The organism is Paenibacillus glufosinatiresistens (assembly GCF_031470375.1).
GTDB classification, from domain to species: Bacteria; Bacillota; Bacilli; order Paenibacillales; family Paenibacillaceae; genus Paenibacillus_AQ; species Paenibacillus_AQ glufosinatiresistens.
Genome location: NZ_JAVFHT010000007.1, coordinates 15178 through 30970 on the forward strand (window position 1 = coordinate 15178; position 15793 = coordinate 30970).

Consider the following 15793-nt stretch of genomic DNA (forward strand, 5'->3'; position numbering starts at 1 on the left):
AATGCTTTTCCGCAAAGAGAAACATTTCTTCTATTACTGCCGAGGGTAGCGGGTGGCGGAGTTGAAAGAAGGCTTCGCCCCTACTCTGCCCGTCTCTTCTTCCCAGATTCCAACGGTATCTCCCCAACTGTCGTAGGTCCCGTTCATCCAAAACACGCAGACAGCATATCGCGGACCTTCGTAAAGTCTTCCTCCTGGTATTCGCGAAACGTGATGATCATATCCCTTCACCCTTTTCCCAGGGAATCAGTAATCCATTAAGCTTATCAACATTACCTATGGAAAAATATGTAAAGTGTTACAGGGGCAATGTCTTAAAATCGGCTGTTCTTTCTTCACAATCCATATCCTTCATCCGATAACTAAGAGGTAATACATAATTTGTAAGGAGGAATTGAGTTGTACGAGGATATTTTGGACAGCATCCTGGATGCTCTTGATCTTTTGAGAACCAAGAAACGAATTTATATTTTCGGAACGAAACGAATCGGGAAGATGTCTCTGTCTGTACTGAAGCAGTTTCAGTGGGAGGGCGAGGTTTATTTCGTCGATAACAACTCCTCGATGTGGGGAAAGAGGGTAGCGGAGCTTCCGGTGCTTGATCCTGAAGTTCTGAAGCAGACCGAGCCAACCGACTTTATCTTAGTGGCAGTTCGCACTATCCCGCCATCTCGAACCAATTGGCGTCTTACGGCTTAAAGAAGGATATTCACTATATGGTCGTATTATTGCCGAATCGAACGGCTGAACCGAGAACTATACAGGATCAGGTAATAACGGGAGTAAAGGTAGGCAAGTACTCTTACGGTTATCAGCATCTGATCGACGATAACGGTCTGTTGGCTGAAGTCGGCGCATTCTGTTCGATTAATCCCGGAGCCAAGATTGTCCCTAACCATCCTACGGAGTTTATTACCACCCATACTTTTCTTTATGTCAATAAAGATGTGTGTATCCCGCCCGAGAATGTTCCGGGAATCATGAATCCCGGAGAGACCCTCAAGCTGCATGAGATATCCAAGAACGGCAAGGTTCATATCGGCCATGACGTATGGATTGGTACGGATGTAGTGATTATGCCGGGCGTAACCATCGGCAACGGAGCCATTATTGGAGCTAATGCCGTTGTAACCAAGGATATCCCCGATTATGCCGTGGCCGTAGGTGTTCCCGCCAAGGTTCAACGCTACCGTTTCTCCGAGGAGCAGATTCGAATTCTGAATGAAGTTCAATGGTGGAATTGGCCCGACGAGCAGATTAAGGAGAACTTCAAGCTGTTCGGCGACAATGAAGCCTTTTTCGCCAAGTTCGCTCCGGTTAACGCTTAATTATCGTTTATGAAGACCAGGAAGACATGTGAGGTTACTGCATGTCTTTTTTGGTGTGCTCGGCTAGAATGGGGATGAGGGAAAATATGGATGACAGTAAAGGATGAACGATTATGAGAACAAGTCAATGGTACCTCGGGGCTTTGCTGTCTTCGTGTCTGCTGCTAAGCGCCTGTGAGGCAAGAGGAGGAAAAGGGGCCCACCGGGCCCTTTTTATACGCTATAAGGAGGGGAATAAACGGCTAGACTTATTCCCTCTTCTTCCCGACCGCACTCAAGAACAGCACGAATTCTTCCTCGCCGTCCAGCCCCAATACGTCGTCGATCAGGTTCTGGTCGTAGATCCCGATTGCGCAGGCTCCTGCGCCGATGGACTCGCTCGCGAGATAAAGGTTCTGGGAGACATGTCCGATGTCGATCAAGATTTTTTTGTGGGCGGAGATGTCATATTTCCATTCGGAACGGTAGGGCGTCGTGCTCCAGGCGAACAGGACAGCTGCCTTTTTGGCAAAGTTCGGAACAAAGGGCTGCTCCAGGGTGATGGCATCAATCTTCTGATCAATCTCATCCAGCTCGAACAGGAAGAGAAGCTTATGCTCCACCGGCAAATACCGGTAGACCCCCTGGGGAATGCCCTCGACCCGCGTGATAAAAAGATAGGTCTCGAACGTGTGCGTAGCACCGCTGCACGGCACCGTCCGCAGCATAAGTCCGCCTTTGGTCGCTCCGGTAATTCCCTGCGAGGCCCAGAGCAGATAGGATAATTCCTCCAGACGCAGGCTCTCCTGCGCGTAGAAGCGGGTGCTTCTTCTGGATTTGATGCAGTCATAGACCGTGGCCTGCCCCGCAATGTCCCCGCTAAATTCCGGCAGATCGACGATAACGGATGAAGAAGAATACGGTTTGACGGCCGGGGGCTGCGGCAGACCCTTGATTTTGTCCGTCTTCACGTGCTTGAACTCCAGAAAGTTGGACTTCAGGAAATTTCGCTGCTGTTCATATCGTCCCATGCTGTAGAATTCCTCCCGTGCGTAATCGCTGTACCCGACCCAGTATACACCTCTCTGCCGCGTTGTTAGTGACCGGAGTCACTTGGCCGGGGCCTTGGATGCCGGGAATGAACGGGGCTGCGCGCCGGAACCAGCCCTTATGCCTTCGATCTCCCTGTACAGCGGCCCGAATTTCTTGCCGTTATTGAGCTCGTCGATGAGCCGGGTCAGCCCCTCGCTTCCGACCAAGGAGTACCAACGCGTCACTTCGTGGCATGCCAAGTTATAATGAAGGTAGGCTTCCGGGGTTCCATAATCGAAGTCCCGATGCGAATCCAGCGTGTCCATATTGAATGGCTGCCGGCCATCGTTCGTCTGTTCGTTCCACACCTCTTCGCTGTCCGGGTATCTGCCGTCAATCATGGTGGCTGATCCTTCATCGAACCAGGCCGGGACCTTCTTCTTGTTGTGAAGCCGTTCCCTCAACTCGGCATGCGAGAATTCATGCGAAATGACATTCTCGTTGAGTCCCTCAGGACCGATGACAATGTAATTTCTCCAGGGGTAATAATAGGTTTGTCCGGTCGGGTTCTCGCATATCGGTTCCATGTCTTGGGCGTTATGGCGAAGATTAAGTAGGGCGCAGAGACCCGGCTGCCGAACACCTCCGCCACCTGATCCTCGGCTGCTTCGGCCTGGGTCAGGAGGTTCGACGCCAGGGTATCCTCCATCTGGAGACCGGCTTCCAGATAGATGCGGTTGCCGATTTCGTTCATGCTCGAATAATCTACCAATATAGCCCGTACCGGCTTGGCATAGACCATTAGCGAACCGGCGGCGGCGGAGCCGATCAGCAAAACGAGCACCAGCAGAATGACCATTCTTCTTGGCCTTCTTGGACGCTTCAACGGATATTCCCCTCTCCAAGCTCTTTGTTCATAAAGATTAACCGTTCGATTTCCTCAAATCCGTTCGCTCTGTAAAAGTCCTCGGCGGCAATTCCCCTATCGGTCAACAGGGTAATTCGGCTTACCGACTCGTCCTTCAGGGTGTTCTCCAGATGGCGCAGCATCTCCGTTCCGGTTCCGGTCCGTTGAAGACCGCTGTCCACGCACATTTCGTGGATGTAGAACTCGTCGCCGCTCCACCATCTCTTGCGGAATCCGAAGATCAGCCCGTGAACGCGGTCTCCCTCCTTCGCGACGATTCCCCGGAAGCCGGGGGTATGGATGTAATCGCTTAGATAACAGGCCGCGTCAGCTTCGTTCCAACGATCCTTCCAGGGCGGCTGACGGAACACCTGAATGAACAAGCGGACACAGGCCTGGAAATCCTCGGCGGAATAGGACTGGATAATCAATAGAATCCCTTCTTTCGGGTATGGCGTTATCCTTATCATATCACCTTTACCGGTCCTCTTGGCTGCGCTTGAATCAAGGCGTCCGGGCCTATCCGCAGAAGAATAAAAAAGCCGCCCCCCGGAAGAAGCGGAGACGAATCTCGCTTCTTCCGGGGGGCGGCTTCAGAGGCGGCCAGGCTTATTGAATTCCCTTCATATAGCCCTGAATCTTCGGCGACAGCGCAAAGAGCAGAATGCCGAGCACGATGGCCGCTCCGCCGATAACGCCGAAGTAGACCATTTCGGTAGCCGGCGAGTAGAATTTCACGATCTGCGCGTTGATAGCCTGAGCTGCCGCGCTGGACAGGAACCACAGGCTCATCGTCTGGGCCGAGAAGGCGGAAGGCGCCAGTTTGGTTGTCGCCGACAGACCTACCGGAGACAGGCACAATTCTCCGAGGACGACGATGAAATAGCTGAGTACCAGCCACAGCGGGTTCACCAGAGAATCTTCGCCGCCGAAGTAAGCCGGCAGCAGAATGACCAGGAACGACAATCCGGCGAACAGCAGGCCCAAAGAGAACTTCTTCGGAATGGAAGGCTGCCGCTTGCCGAGCTTCACCCAGAACCAGGCGAAGACCGGGGCCAGGGTGATGATGAACAGCGGGTTCAGCGACTGGAACCAGGCGGGCTTGATATGAATGCCGGCGAAGTCCAGCTGCGTCCGCTTATCCGCGTAGTTCGCCAGGATGGTGGAGCCCTGCTCCTGGATCGCCCAGAACATAATGGCGGCGATGAACAGCGGAATATAGGCAATCAGTCTGGAGCGCTCCACACTGGTGGTGCGCGGACTGCGGTACATGACGATGAAGTACATCGTCGGAATCAGAATACCCAGAATGCCGACAATCACGATCAGCGAGTCGAAGGTCAGCAGGCCGAGCGGAATGGTGACGGCCAGCGCGACAGCCAGAAGGGCTGCGCCGATTCCGATATTGCGGAACACCTTCTTGCGTTCCGACGGGGACAGCGGACTGGCGACGTTCGTGCCCGCAAGTCCAAGATTGTTCTTCTTGGTATAAGCAAAGATAACCAGACCCAGCAGCATGCCGACGGCGGCGATGCCGAAGCCGAGATGGAAGTTGTAATCGCCGACGGTACCCACCACGAGCGGAGCCAGGAACGCCCCCAGGTTAATGCCCATGTAGAAAATGCTGAACCCGGCATCGCGGCGGGAGTCCTGTTCCGTGTAGAGCTCTCCGACAACGCTGGATACGTTCGGCTTCAGCAGGCCGGTACCAAGCACAATCAGCACCATGGAGATGAAGAACAGCGGAACGCTGCCCGGAATCGCCAGCGCGATGTGGCCCAGCATAATCAGGATACCGCCGTAGAAGACCGCCTTGGAGGCGCCGAAGATCCGGTCCGCCAGCCAGCCGCCGATAATTCCGGACATATAGACCAGAGAACCGTAGATGGACATAATGGCGAGAGCCGTGCTCTCCTCCATGCCAAGGCCGCCCCGGCTGACTTCGTAGTACATATAATAAACAAGGATAGCCTTCATTCCGTAGTAGGAGAAGCGCTCCCAAAATTCCGTGAAGAACAGAGTGAACAACCCTTTAGGATGTCCGAAAAATCCTTTCTGCGGCACACTCTCCGCAATTTTCTGCTTGTCTAAACCCGCCATGCTGTGTCCTCCCTTGATGGTAACCGATAGTCTGCTGCAAAAAGATCCCCTAGTAAGAATACCCATAAAGTACCCTTTATCAGTCATTTTTATCTTCCATTACCCGAACGGAAGATAAAGAGGGTTCAAAATAAATAGTATACATCATTGGACAGAGAATGGATATGACATAAATGGATCAAATTTGTGAAACCAAACGGCAGAAAGTGCAAGGAATTACAACGAAATTTTTATATTTAAAAGATAAGAGTTATCTCCGAAATTAACCCTGGGTGTCAGTGAAATTTACGGAGGTGTTGATAAATGGATCACAGGCGGCAAGAGACGTCTGCGCCGGGAGGGCGCAGTTCACGCCTAAAGGGAGTGATTGATCCCAGAAACAGCTTGGGGGCCAAGCTGTTTTTATTCTTTTTTACAACCGTTGTTGTCATGGTCAGCGTCGTAGGGATTCAATCCTACCGGATTGCCAAAGACTCGATTCTGGACGAGGTATCGCATTCCTCCGAGCAGACTCTGGTTCAGGCGCGCCAAAATTTGGACCTGGTCTTTGACAAGTACAGAGAGTATTCCCTGCAGTATATTTCCGATGTCGATTTCATGAAGCGGCTGACGGAGTACATGGGGATGCCGAGCAACTCGCTGAACTATATGAACAAGCAGAGTGATCTGGTGGGCTATATGAAGAAGACGATGTCTTCTGTAGACAACCTGAACGGAATTACGCTCTTTCATCCGGACGGCTCGGCAGCCGCCTCCACCTATTCCTTGAACCTGGCCTCTCTTGAGAAACCGGATTGGTTCGGCGCCGTGACTCGGACTCAAGGGGAAGAGGTATGGCTTCCGTCCAGAAAGGGCTTTGTGGGCGGGAAAAACAGTATCGGACTTGCGCGCGTTCTCCGCAACTATGACGGTCCGGTAGCCGTGATCCTGATTGAGATCAAGATCGAAGCGCTGTCTTCGCAGCTGGCCGGCATGACCTTAACGACTTCCAGTCAGGAGGGCAAAGGCGGCGTCTCCATGCTGGACCCGGCGACGCAGGCGATTGTGTATGACAAGGAAATGGGCCGCATTGGCGGGAAGTCGCCGTTCTTGCAATTGGATGGCGCAACAGGGAAGCTTGAGGGCCAGGGGATATTCACCGCCACCCACTCAGACGGCACACGCTATCTGGAAATTTACGATCAATCGGCCGTTACGGGTTGGGTCCTGACAGGCGAAGTGCGGGTCAGTGACCTGCTCTCCAGCGCCGAGCGAATTCTGGCGTTCGTTGTCGTTATCTTGATAGTCTCTACCATTCTCTCCGTGGGACTGGGTTATGTAATGATTCGAATCTTTGCCAACCCGCTCATCCGGCTGAAGAGGCTGATGGCCGAGGGCGCCCGCGGCAATCTGGCCGTGCGTGCGCCGATTCGCACAAAGGACGAGATCGGCCAACTGGGCGAGGGGTTCAACGCGATGATGGAGAGCATGGCTGCGCTGGTCCGGCAGACGGATGAATCGGCGCACCAGGTATCGGCCACAGCCGAGCATTTAACGGATTCCTCCAAGCAATCTTCGGGAGCGGCTCTGGAAATTACGGCGGCCACGGAACAGATTGCTCAAGGAGCGGCTTCGCTTGCCATTGAGGCCGAGAAGAGTCATAGCTTGTCCGCTGCCATAAGCCTGCAAATGGAGAAGGTGGTTCTCTCCAACCGGGAGATGAATGATGCGGCCGGCGAGGTGAATGCGATCAGCGAGCAGGGAACCCGATATATGAGTGATCTTATAGAGAAGACCCGGTCCACCGAGAGGGTTACCCGGGAGATGATGGACAAGGTTGGGGCGCTGAAGGAAAGTACTTCTTCCATTGCCGGAATTCTGAATACGATGACCGCTATGACCCAGCAGACCAATATTCTCTCCTTGAACGCCACGATTGAGGCAGCGCGTGCCGGCGAAGCGGGCCGGGGATTTGCAGTGGTAGCCGATGAAATCCGCAAATTGGCGGAGCAGTCCAAGCAGTCTATTGAAATTGTGGGAGGGATCACCCGGAGAGTGCAGGAGGAGATGCAGGATACGGTCAAAATCCTGACGGAAGCTTACCCGCTCTATCAAGCCCAGACGGCCACGGTTCAAGATACCAACCGCATTCTGGTTCGCGTCAAGGACCAGATGGATGAATTTATGGATAGATCCGCAGAGGTCACCCGCACGGTCGAAGAGCTGAGCCGGGCTCAGCAGGGATTGAACGAGTCAATCTCTAATGTCAGTGCAGTATCCGAGGAGACATCGGCTTCTTCCCAGCAAGTTGCCTCCATCAGCGCCGAACAGCTGGAGATGAGCAAGCGGCTGGTCGGTTTATCGGAAGAGATGGACAAGCTAGCGGAATCGTTGCAAAAATCGTTGGCATTATTCAGGATGTAATCCCATACAGGAGGAATGGATATGGCAAGGAAACCTTATTCGTCATGGCTCGCGGCTATTCTGGCGCTCTCCCTGATTCTTGCGGGCTGTCAGCGCTCGGAGACAGGGAAAGAGGCGGCGCAGCGGGAGAAAGTTGCTTCTCCGTCGGCTGCCTCCTCCGGGATCGGAGGAGAGATTACGTTTATCTCCAATCGGCCGGACTTGGTCGAGAACGGATTTTATAATCGCTATGTTGATCAGTTCAAGAAGAAGTATCCGGCGGTTACCGATGTTCACGTCACGTCGCTCAACGACTACGCCACAGACATACGGGTGAAGATTCTTAGCAATCATTACGGCGATGTTCTGATTCTGCCGCTGGACATGGACAAGAGCAACCTGGGGGACTATTTTGAACCGCTGGACGACTTGGGGCTGGGGGAGAATCTCTACTTCAACAATAACAACGCCTATGAGGGAAAAACCTATGGAATTACCATCGGCGTGTCCGCCGTGGGCATCATCTACAACAAAAAAGCATTTAAAACCGCCGGTATCACATCCGTTCCGACCAACCGGGAACAATTCTATGCTGCCTGCGAGAAGCTGAAGCAAGCCGGAATTACGCCGGTGCACTTAAGCTTCTCGTCAGGATGGACCTTAACGAACTGGGGCGGTTCCATGTCGCCCATCCTTACAGGAGATGAGTCCCGGCTCCAGTACATGACCGGAACCGATCGGCCGTTCCGCGAAGATGCGGAAATCGGCAAAGCCTATGGGGTGATCCGCACCATAGTGCAGAAAGGCTACGCGGAGAGCGATCTGTTCGGGGATACCTGGGAACAATCCAAATCCGAAATCGCCAAAGGAAACGAAGCCATGTATTACCTGGGCAACTGGGCCATTGCACAGGTTCTGGAGAAGACGGATACCGGGGTTAAGTCGGAAGATATCGGATTTATGCCGCTGCCGGTCTCGGAGACGGGAACGCCCAACGCCTATTTAAACCCCGACTACTCTCTTGGCGTCAACAAGAACAGCCCCAATAAGGCTGCCGCCAAGGCATGGATCAAATTTCTCATCGAGGAATCGGATATGGCGGATCAACTGGGATATATTCCGACGCTTAAGACAAGAGAGTCTTCTATTCCCCAGATCAAGGAGTTCTTATCCTATCATCCCAAGATGCTGAGTGCGGTCAAGACCGACGAGCTCTTCTCCCGGATCTCTTCGGCCGCCGAAATTCAACTGGACGACAGCAGCCTGATCCGGGAGATTGCGCTGTCCTCCGATATCGAGGCCGAATACGCCAAGCTGAACGACAAATGGCAGAAGGCAAGGCGGGAAGTGATCGGAAAGGACCGGTAGACGGCAAATTGGAAGACGGAATACAGCACCGTGAGTTCATTTCTCGAGTCTGTCGGAAGGAGAGATGAAGTCAGATGAAACAATCGAGGGGGGATATTCCTTTCGATTGTTTCTTTTTTTGGAGAACGCCCGGTCGTATAATGAAAGCGGATTCCAAATCGAGACGAGGAGTTGTTGAAGCATGGATCAGCAGGCGGCGTACCGGGCGGCCCGTGAAATGCCGGAAGGAGCACAAATTCTGTATGCGGAGTTTGCGGAGAAGGGGAGTGACTACCCCTGTACCTACGAGCCCGATGTGGTCTATGCCGATTATGAAGGACTTAAGCGGAGCGTGCAGATTATCGCGCCTGTAAGAAACGGCTATACCTTCCCGCTGGTCGTCTTTGTGCAGGGATCAGCCTGGCGGCCGCAGAATGTGTACGCCGCATTGCCGAATCTCTCCCGGATTGCAGCCAAGGGGTACGTCATGGCGAGTGTAGAGATTCGCGATACGGATGTGGCCCGTTATCCGGCTGCGCTCGAGGATATAAAATGCGCCATCCGGTTCATGCGGAGCCATGCGGAGAAGTACGGGATTGATCCCCGGCGGGTGGCGGTATGGGGCGATTCGTCGGGAGGCCATCTGTCGCTCATGACCGGCTTTACGCCGGGCGAGCATGCCAACGGCCTGTATCCGGATCAATCCGATGACGTATGCGCCGTGGTGGATTACTACGGAGTAACCGACATCCTGACCTTGGGGCAGTACAACGATATTCTCGATCATAATGCCGCGGATGCTCCGGAAGGGCTGCTGCTTGGAGGTCCGGTTCAGGAGCGGCAGGAACTGGCCCGGCAGGCCAGTCCGCTTCATCAGAACCTGGACCGGCCGCTTCCGCCCTGTCTTATTGTCCACGGCGACCGCGACTCTGTCGTCCACGTCAGCCAGAGTATCGAGTTGTACAAGGCGCTCAAGGAACACGGGCAGCAGGTATGGTTCTACAAGGTGGCGGGCGCCGAGCATGGTCCGGGAGTCTGGAGCCCGCAAGTGCTGGACGTCACCGAGAGGTTCCTGGCGGCGTTCCTGCATGCTCCGGTCATGGAGAGAACGCCCTTTCAGCATGAGCAGGAGTAAAGGGACGGACACGGAAGGAGGAACCCGGATGGAGTGGGAGGAAGTGTTCACCGTTCAGGTGAAGATCGGCCAGACGACGGAGCTGCACAGCCCCGACGGAAGCTCCGTCACGATGATAGCATTCAGCGGAAGCGCATCAGGGCCTTACTTCGAGGGTGTGATCCTCGACGGAGGAATCGACACCCAGATTATGGAGAAAGGAAGCGGCCGGCCCCGCTTGTCGGCCAGGTATATGCTTCGCGGAACCGATTATACGGGCCAGCCCTGCGAAATCTATGTCGAGAATAACGGGGAGTTCGGCGGCGGGGATTCCGGTGCCTTATTCCGCACCTGCCCCAAGATCATTACGAACAGCGCCGCGCTTGCTGGATTGAATGAAGATCTGCTGGCAGGGGAAGGCCGGGAGTCGGAACCCGGAGTTGAAATCCGGATTTACCGGGCGCTGCCTTCGTTCAAGCCGGCAGGGAACTCACCGGGCGCAAGCTGAATCATGCAGAGTAAATAAGCCCGAAGATCCGCGCGGCGGATGCTTCGGGCTTGTTAGGGTCAGAGGGCCGACTTCACCTTAACCAGCAGATTCAGGAATTCCTCGCGCTCTTCTCCCGTGAGGCCGCCGGTAATCTTGTGCTCGACATCCCGAAAGATGGCGTTGAATTCTTCGACGAGATCGCTGCCCTTGGGCAGCAGATAAATCCGTTTCTGCCGCTCGTTGTCTTCGGGAATAATCCGTTTGATGTAGCCTTTGCGCTCCAGTCCTTGAAGCATGCTGGTGATGCTTGCTCCCGTCCGGTTAAAGTGGTCGGCCAGGTCTTTCTGGATGACGCCGCGGTGCTGATGCTCGAATATGTAGCCCATCATTTGTCCCTGCTGGGAATTCAGCCCGAGCTCGGACAGACGCGTATTCGCGAGGCTTCGGATCTTCATGCCGATGTCGCGGATCAAGTCGGAGTAAGGGGTCGGCGAAGTGGATGCAGTCATGTCTTCTTCTCCTTTGCCAAAGGCATTGAATCTTATCATTAAATCTACGTGCAGGTGTTAGAAATGTCAAAGCCCGATCCGAAAAGGGCCCGATTCCGATTGACTGTTAGAATTCTAACTGTTATAGTTCTAATATCATGACAAAGGAGGTAACTGGCGTATGGTTACAGCGATTATCAATGCCCGCCTGTTCGACGGCGAAGAGGTTCGGGAAGCGGGGGCCGTTCTGATTGAAGGAGACCGGATTGTGTCTGTGGGAGGAGAGGTTCCGGCAGAAGCGAAGATTGTGGATGCGGCCGGAGGCATGCTGCTTCCGGGTCTAATTGATGCCCACGTACATACTTCTGTTGAAGGTCTGCGGGATGCGCTGAAGTTCGGCGTGACGACCGAGCTTGAGATGATGGGCGGCTTCACCGCAAGCGGACGCAAGGCCCAGCTGGAAGGAATCCTGGATATTGCCGACGTTCGGTCTGCGGGCATGGGCGTGACCCCGCCCGGCGGCCATCCCGATGAGCTGATGCCGGGGGACGGAGAGATTCCGGATTTCGTGCTGAAGGAACTGGAGAAGATGCCCGAGGAGGAACGGAATGCTCTGCTGGCTGCCCATGCGCATGACCATGAAGAATCGCCAGCGGTCTCTACACTGGAAGAAGCGGTGGAGTTTGTTGCCCGCCAGGTCGAAGACGGAGCCGACTATATCAAGATCATGATTGAAGAAGGCTCGGTGCTGGCTTCGCCCGGACTGCCGGTGCTGGGGAGGGATATTCTAAAGGCTGCCGTAGATGAAGCCCACCGGCATGGCAAAATGGCGACCGCCCACGTGCTCACGGCCGAATCTTCCCGTCAGGCCGTCGAGATTGGGATCGACGGTCTCGCCCATCTCTTCATCGACCGGCCGGAGGATACGCCGGAGCTGGTGAACCGGATTGCATCGGCGGGCGTGTTCGTCACGCCTTGTCTCGTCCTTAATGCTTCAATTATCGGGCATTCCGCCTCCGCGCTGGCGGACGATCCGCGTGTGAACGCCAAGCTCAGCCCCGAATGGCTCGGGACGCTGAAGTCCTGCTTCAACACCTACCCGCAGGGCAGCATGGCGGACAACTACCACAATGTGATGGATCTTCACCGGGCAGGCGTCGATATTCTGGTGGGAACTGACGTCTCCGTGCCGGTTCCCACACTGGGCGGGCTGGCCCACGGCGTCAGTGTCCACCATGAAATGCAGCTGCTGGTCGAGGCCGGCTTCACGCCGGTCGAGGCGCTTCGCTCCGCCACCTCAAAGACCGCCCGGGTGTTCGGACTTCACGACCGCGGACGCATCGCCGAAGGAGCGCGGGCGGATCTGGTGCTGGTGGACGGGGACCCGTCGGTGAATATCGCCGATACGCTGTCGATCCGCCAGGTGTGGCGGCGGGGCGAAAGGACGGTGAGGGAATAATCGGTTTCGGAACGGTCTATAATGAGTGAGGCGGCTGGCAGCCTTTGCAAGTTGCAGACCGCGCAGAAGTCTGTTAATATTTAGATATAAAAATTTTAGATACCTAAATATTAATTAAGGAGCGACAAAACATGGGCAAATTAGACGGCAAGATCGCAATCATCACCGGAGGAGCTTCGGGCATCGGAGAACGGATGGTTGATCTGTTCAGCCGCGAGGGAGCCGTTGTCGTAGCCGCAGACATCAACGAAGCTGCGCTTGAGAAGGTCAGCCAGAAGCCAAATGTGCATGGAATGAAGCTCAATGTGACGTCCGACGACGACTGGGCGGCATTGGCTAAAGAAGTGAACGAGAAATTCGGGCAAATTGATATTCTGATCAACAATGCAGGCATCTCTTCGGAGAAGCCGTATTCCGATATTACGCTGGAAGATTGGCAGAAAATGCTCGCCATCAACGGCTTCGGGCCTTTTGCCGGCATCAAGCACGTGGCGCCTTATATGGCGGCCCGCAAGCAGGGCGCGATTGTTAACATTTCCTCTTACACCGCCCAGATCGGCCAGGGCTTCAATCACTACTCCGGCTCCAAGGGAGCGGTCCGGGCCATCTCGAAGGCGGCTGCTACCACCTTCGGCAACCAGGGGATTCGGGTCAACACGCTGTTCCCCGGAATTATCGAGACCCCGATGACCGAGGCGCTGAGCTCTTCCAAGGAACTGCTGACCCATCTCATCCAGGCGACGCCACTGAAGCGTCTCGGCCAGCCGGAGGATGTAGCCCGGGCGGCTCTGTTCCTGGCGTCGGACGACGCCTCCTACATTACAGGCGCCGAGCTTGTAATCGACGGTGGATTCTCGGCCCAATAACAGGTATCATGACGGTTAAGCGAGTAACAGGCTCCTAATGCGCGCATTAGGAGCCTGTACAGTATATAGCATGCCGGGGGAGACCTATGGAAGAGCAGACCATTTTTGAAATCATCCACAATATGGACAAGGTGACGAACCATCTGATTATTAAGTGGAACAAAATGTTCGATCAGGACCTCGGAATTTCGCATATTCTCGTCCTGGCCCATCTCAGGGACAGCGGCCGCAGCCGGCCGTCGGACATCGCCAAGGCGCTCGGTCTGACGCCGGCGACGCTGACGCATCTGTCCGGCAAGCTCAGCCGCAAGCGCCTGATCGTCCGGGCCGCGGATGAGGACGACCGGCGGATCGTCTATCTGGAGATCACGCCCGATGGACTGGAGATGCTCCGCCGGGCGGATCTGGAAGGCCGCCGTCTGCGCGGGAGGCTCTTCGAGAGGCTGAACGACGAGGAGAAGCGGCAGCTGCTGGCGATCTTTGCGAAGCTGAGCGCCGAATAGGCGGACGGCAGGCGCGCATTCGGACGGACTGGAGCTTCCTTGCCGGGAAATGGTATAATTCACGCATACTGAAGTGGCGGAGGCATGGGGATGAACGAGGAGCTGCGCGAACGTCTGGAGACGTATCACGAGGAAGATGATTACGAGAGCATTGTAGAAGCGGTGCTGGAGATCCCGGAGGAAGAGCGGGATTACGAGATGGTCAGCCATCTGGGACGGGCGCTGAACAATCTGGAACGGTATGAAGAAGCGCTGGAGCAGTTCCATGCCGTCCGGGAAGAGGGCAAGGACGACCCGCTGTGGCATTACCGCACGGGACTTGCGCTGTATTATCTGGGGCGCTACGACGAGGCCCAGCGGGAGTTCACCATTGCCGACTTCCTGGAACCGGGGGACGAAGATACCCTGGAGTTCCTGCAATGGATCCGGGAGAAGAAGGGGCCGGAACGCGCGCCGGAGCCGGTGCTAGCCTCTGACAGTGCAGCGAGCCTGGAGGAAGCCGTTGTCCCGGCAGAGCCAACCGCTTGGGGCGAGCCGGACGGTGGCCCGAATGCCGCCGGCTTCTGGGATGATCTTCATCCCGATGCGGAGCGGTATGTCATGGAGCCGCCGTCCGACGAGCGGGTCGCGTCCGTGGAAGAGGCGCTGGTCTTCAAGCTGCCCGCCGCCTATGTATCGCTCATGAAGACGCACAACGGCGGCATTCCGAGAAACCGGCTGTTCGTGCCCGAGGGCGCGGAAGAGCAGGCGGTGGTTATCTCGGCCATTCTGGGCATTGGCCGGGAGAAGGATCACTCCCTCTGCGGCTCGCTGGGCAGCCGGTCCCTGATGGAGCGGGAAGGCTACCCGGAGTTCGGCGTCATTATCGCCGAGTGCCCGGGAGACAGCGGAGTGGTGATGCTGGATTACCGGGAATCGGACAATGACGGCGAACCCGAAGTGGTGCATGTCGCCAAGGGTCGGCCGGGCAAGATTACCCGGCTGGCGCCCGATTTTTACAGCTTCATACAGGGACTTGTCCGTCAGCCGCGATAGAGCGGTGATCGGCGCGGGCAGGGTACCCGGACAGCCGGCTTCCATAGGGAGCCGGCTGTTTTGACGTATCCGCATTTTGAAGGAGAACCCCTTGACTTGTAAATTATTTTTTTGGTAAGTTAAACAGACCGGTTGGTCTGGGAGGAGGAGACGAATCATGGCCGCAGCTACAAGAGCGCTGATTATTGAAGTGTCCACCCGGCTTTTTCAACAGAAGGGGTATATTGGAGTTGGTCTGAACGAAATTCTGAAGGTGTGCCAAATCTCGAAGGGCTCGCTTTATCACCATTTTCCGGGGGGCAAAGAGGAACTGCTGATCGCCTGCCTTCAGACCTTGAACGATGCCATTACCCAGGATGCAGAAGCAATCTTCGCGAGAAATTCCGGGACGCTGGAGGCGTTGGAAGATATGATCGGGAAGCTGACGGCCGACTTCGAAGCGGGCGGGACTCTGATGGGCTACACGTTCAGCAGCATGGTCAGCGAAATGGCATCCTTGAGCGATCCGGTAAGGCACGCCTGCGGGCTGCTGTATGCCCGCTTGCAGGACGTTTACGCCCGCAAGCTGGAGGGCGACGGATATCACGCGGAAGAAGCCGCTTCCCTGGCGCTGCTGATAAACGCAGCCATTGAGGGTGGAATGCTGCTCAGCCTGACGCAGCGGTCGGCAGAGCCGCTGAAGAGAGCGGCAGGCACGTTGTCGGCGCTGCTCTGGAGGGAACGGGGCAGCGGAAAGCCGCGAAGAAATCCCTAATGAACGCAA

Annotated in this window: 17 protein-coding genes; 11 read left to right on the forward strand and 6 right to left on the reverse strand. The window is 55.4% G+C overall.

From position 1 onward, the window contains the following. Positions 1–399: 399 nt before the first annotated feature. Both RBI05_RS09845 and RBI05_RS09850 read left to right on the forward strand, forming a co-directional pair. On the forward strand, positions 400–699 hold the full coding sequence (locus RBI05_RS09845) for an LbetaH domain-containing protein (RefSeq protein ID WP_310550962.1): 300 nt from the start codon (positions 400–402) through the stop codon (positions 697–699). A 17-nt stretch (positions 700–716) separates the two neighbouring features. Further along, positions 717–1328 carry a CatB-related O-acetyltransferase gene (locus RBI05_RS09850; RefSeq protein WP_310550963.1) on the forward strand — a complete coding sequence of 204 codons (612 nt, stop codon included), beginning with the start codon at positions 717–719 and terminating at the stop codon, positions 1326–1328. 248 nt (positions 1329–1576) lie between these two features. Here RBI05_RS09850 and RBI05_RS09855 read toward each other — a convergent pair whose 3' ends face one another. From RBI05_RS09855 to RBI05_RS09875, 5 genes are all read right to left on the reverse strand, one after another. Next, positions 1577–2338, reverse strand: a complete 762-nt coding sequence (locus RBI05_RS09855) for a SagB/ThcOx family dehydrogenase (RefSeq protein WP_150457570.1) — start codon at positions 2336–2338, stop codon at positions 1577–1579. A 78-nt stretch (positions 2339–2416) separates the two neighbouring features. Beyond that, positions 2417–2740 carry a hypothetical protein gene (locus RBI05_RS09860; RefSeq protein WP_310550964.1) on the reverse strand — a complete coding sequence of 108 codons (324 nt, stop codon included), beginning with the start codon at positions 2738–2740 and terminating at the stop codon, positions 2417–2419. 59 nt (positions 2741–2799) lie between these two features. Further along, positions 2800–3198, reverse strand: coding sequence for a hypothetical protein (locus RBI05_RS09865; RefSeq protein ID WP_310550965.1), 399 nt, complete (start codon positions 3196–3198; stop codon positions 2800–2802). Between the two features lie 23 nt (positions 3199–3221). Further along, positions 3222–3677 carry a GNAT family N-acetyltransferase gene (locus tag RBI05_RS09870; protein ID WP_310550966.1) on the reverse strand — a complete coding sequence of 152 codons (456 nt, stop codon included), beginning with the start codon at positions 3675–3677 and terminating at the stop codon, positions 3222–3224. 178 nt (positions 3678–3855) lie between these two features. Further along, the gene (locus RBI05_RS09875) at positions 3856–5346 is read right to left on the reverse strand and encodes a peptide MFS transporter (RefSeq protein WP_150457567.1); all 1491 of its coding nucleotides are present in this window, start codon (positions 5344–5346) and stop codon (positions 3856–3858) included. A gap of 303 nt (positions 5347–5649) precedes the next feature. Between RBI05_RS09875 and RBI05_RS09880 the strand changes: the two genes are divergently transcribed. The 4 genes from RBI05_RS09880 (at position 5650) to RBI05_RS09895 (ending at position 10697) form a co-directional block, all read left to right on the forward strand. Next, positions 5650–7749 (forward strand): methyl-accepting chemotaxis protein, encoded by a 2100-nt coding sequence (locus tag RBI05_RS09880; RefSeq protein WP_310550967.1) that lies wholly within the window; start codon positions 5650–5652, stop codon positions 7747–7749. 21 nt (positions 7750–7770) lie between these two features. Continuing rightward, the gene (locus tag RBI05_RS09885) at positions 7771–9096 is read left to right on the forward strand and encodes an ABC transporter substrate-binding protein (protein WP_310550968.1); all 1326 of its coding nucleotides are present in this window, start codon (positions 7771–7773) and stop codon (positions 9094–9096) included. Positions 9097–9277: 181 nt separating this feature from the next. Further along, positions 9278–10210: an alpha/beta hydrolase gene (locus RBI05_RS09890; RefSeq protein ID WP_310550969.1), complete on the forward strand. Its 933-nt coding sequence runs from the start codon at positions 9278–9280 to the stop codon at positions 10208–10210. 28 nt (positions 10211–10238) lie between these two features. Beyond that, complete coding sequence (locus RBI05_RS09895; protein WP_150457563.1) at positions 10239–10697, forward strand: DUF3237 family protein; 459 nt, start codon at positions 10239–10241, stop codon at positions 10695–10697. 59 nt (positions 10698–10756) lie between these two features. Here the strand turns inward: RBI05_RS09895 and RBI05_RS09900 are convergent, their stop codons facing one another. After that, entirely contained in the window at positions 10757–11188 is a 432-nt protein-coding gene (locus RBI05_RS09900) for a MarR family winged helix-turn-helix transcriptional regulator (RefSeq protein WP_150457562.1), read from the reverse strand. A gap of 160 nt (positions 11189–11348) precedes the next feature. Between RBI05_RS09900 and RBI05_RS09905 the strand changes: the two genes are divergently transcribed. The 5 genes from RBI05_RS09905 (at position 11349) to RBI05_RS09925 (ending at position 15784) form a co-directional block, all read left to right on the forward strand. After that, positions 11349–12626 carry an amidohydrolase family protein gene (locus RBI05_RS09905; RefSeq protein ID WP_310550970.1) on the forward strand — a complete coding sequence of 426 codons (1278 nt, stop codon included), beginning with the start codon at positions 11349–11351 and terminating at the stop codon, positions 12624–12626. Between the two features lie 131 nt (positions 12627–12757). After that, entirely contained in the window at positions 12758–13492 is a 735-nt protein-coding gene (locus RBI05_RS09910) for an SDR family NAD(P)-dependent oxidoreductase (RefSeq protein WP_150457560.1), read from the forward strand. Between the two features lie 86 nt (positions 13493–13578). After that, positions 13579–13995: a MarR family winged helix-turn-helix transcriptional regulator gene (locus tag RBI05_RS09915; RefSeq protein ID WP_310550971.1), complete on the forward strand. Its 417-nt coding sequence runs from the start codon at positions 13579–13581 to the stop codon at positions 13993–13995. Positions 13996–14085: 90 nt separating this feature from the next. Then, entirely contained in the window at positions 14086–15030 is a 945-nt protein-coding gene (locus RBI05_RS09920) for an SMI1/KNR4 family protein (protein ID WP_310550972.1), read from the forward strand. A 157-nt stretch (positions 15031–15187) separates the two neighbouring features. Next, on the forward strand, positions 15188–15784 hold the full coding sequence (locus RBI05_RS09925; protein WP_310550973.1) for a TetR/AcrR family transcriptional regulator: 597 nt from the start codon (positions 15188–15190) through the stop codon (positions 15782–15784). The last annotated feature ends 9 nt before the right edge of the window (positions 15785–15793 follow it).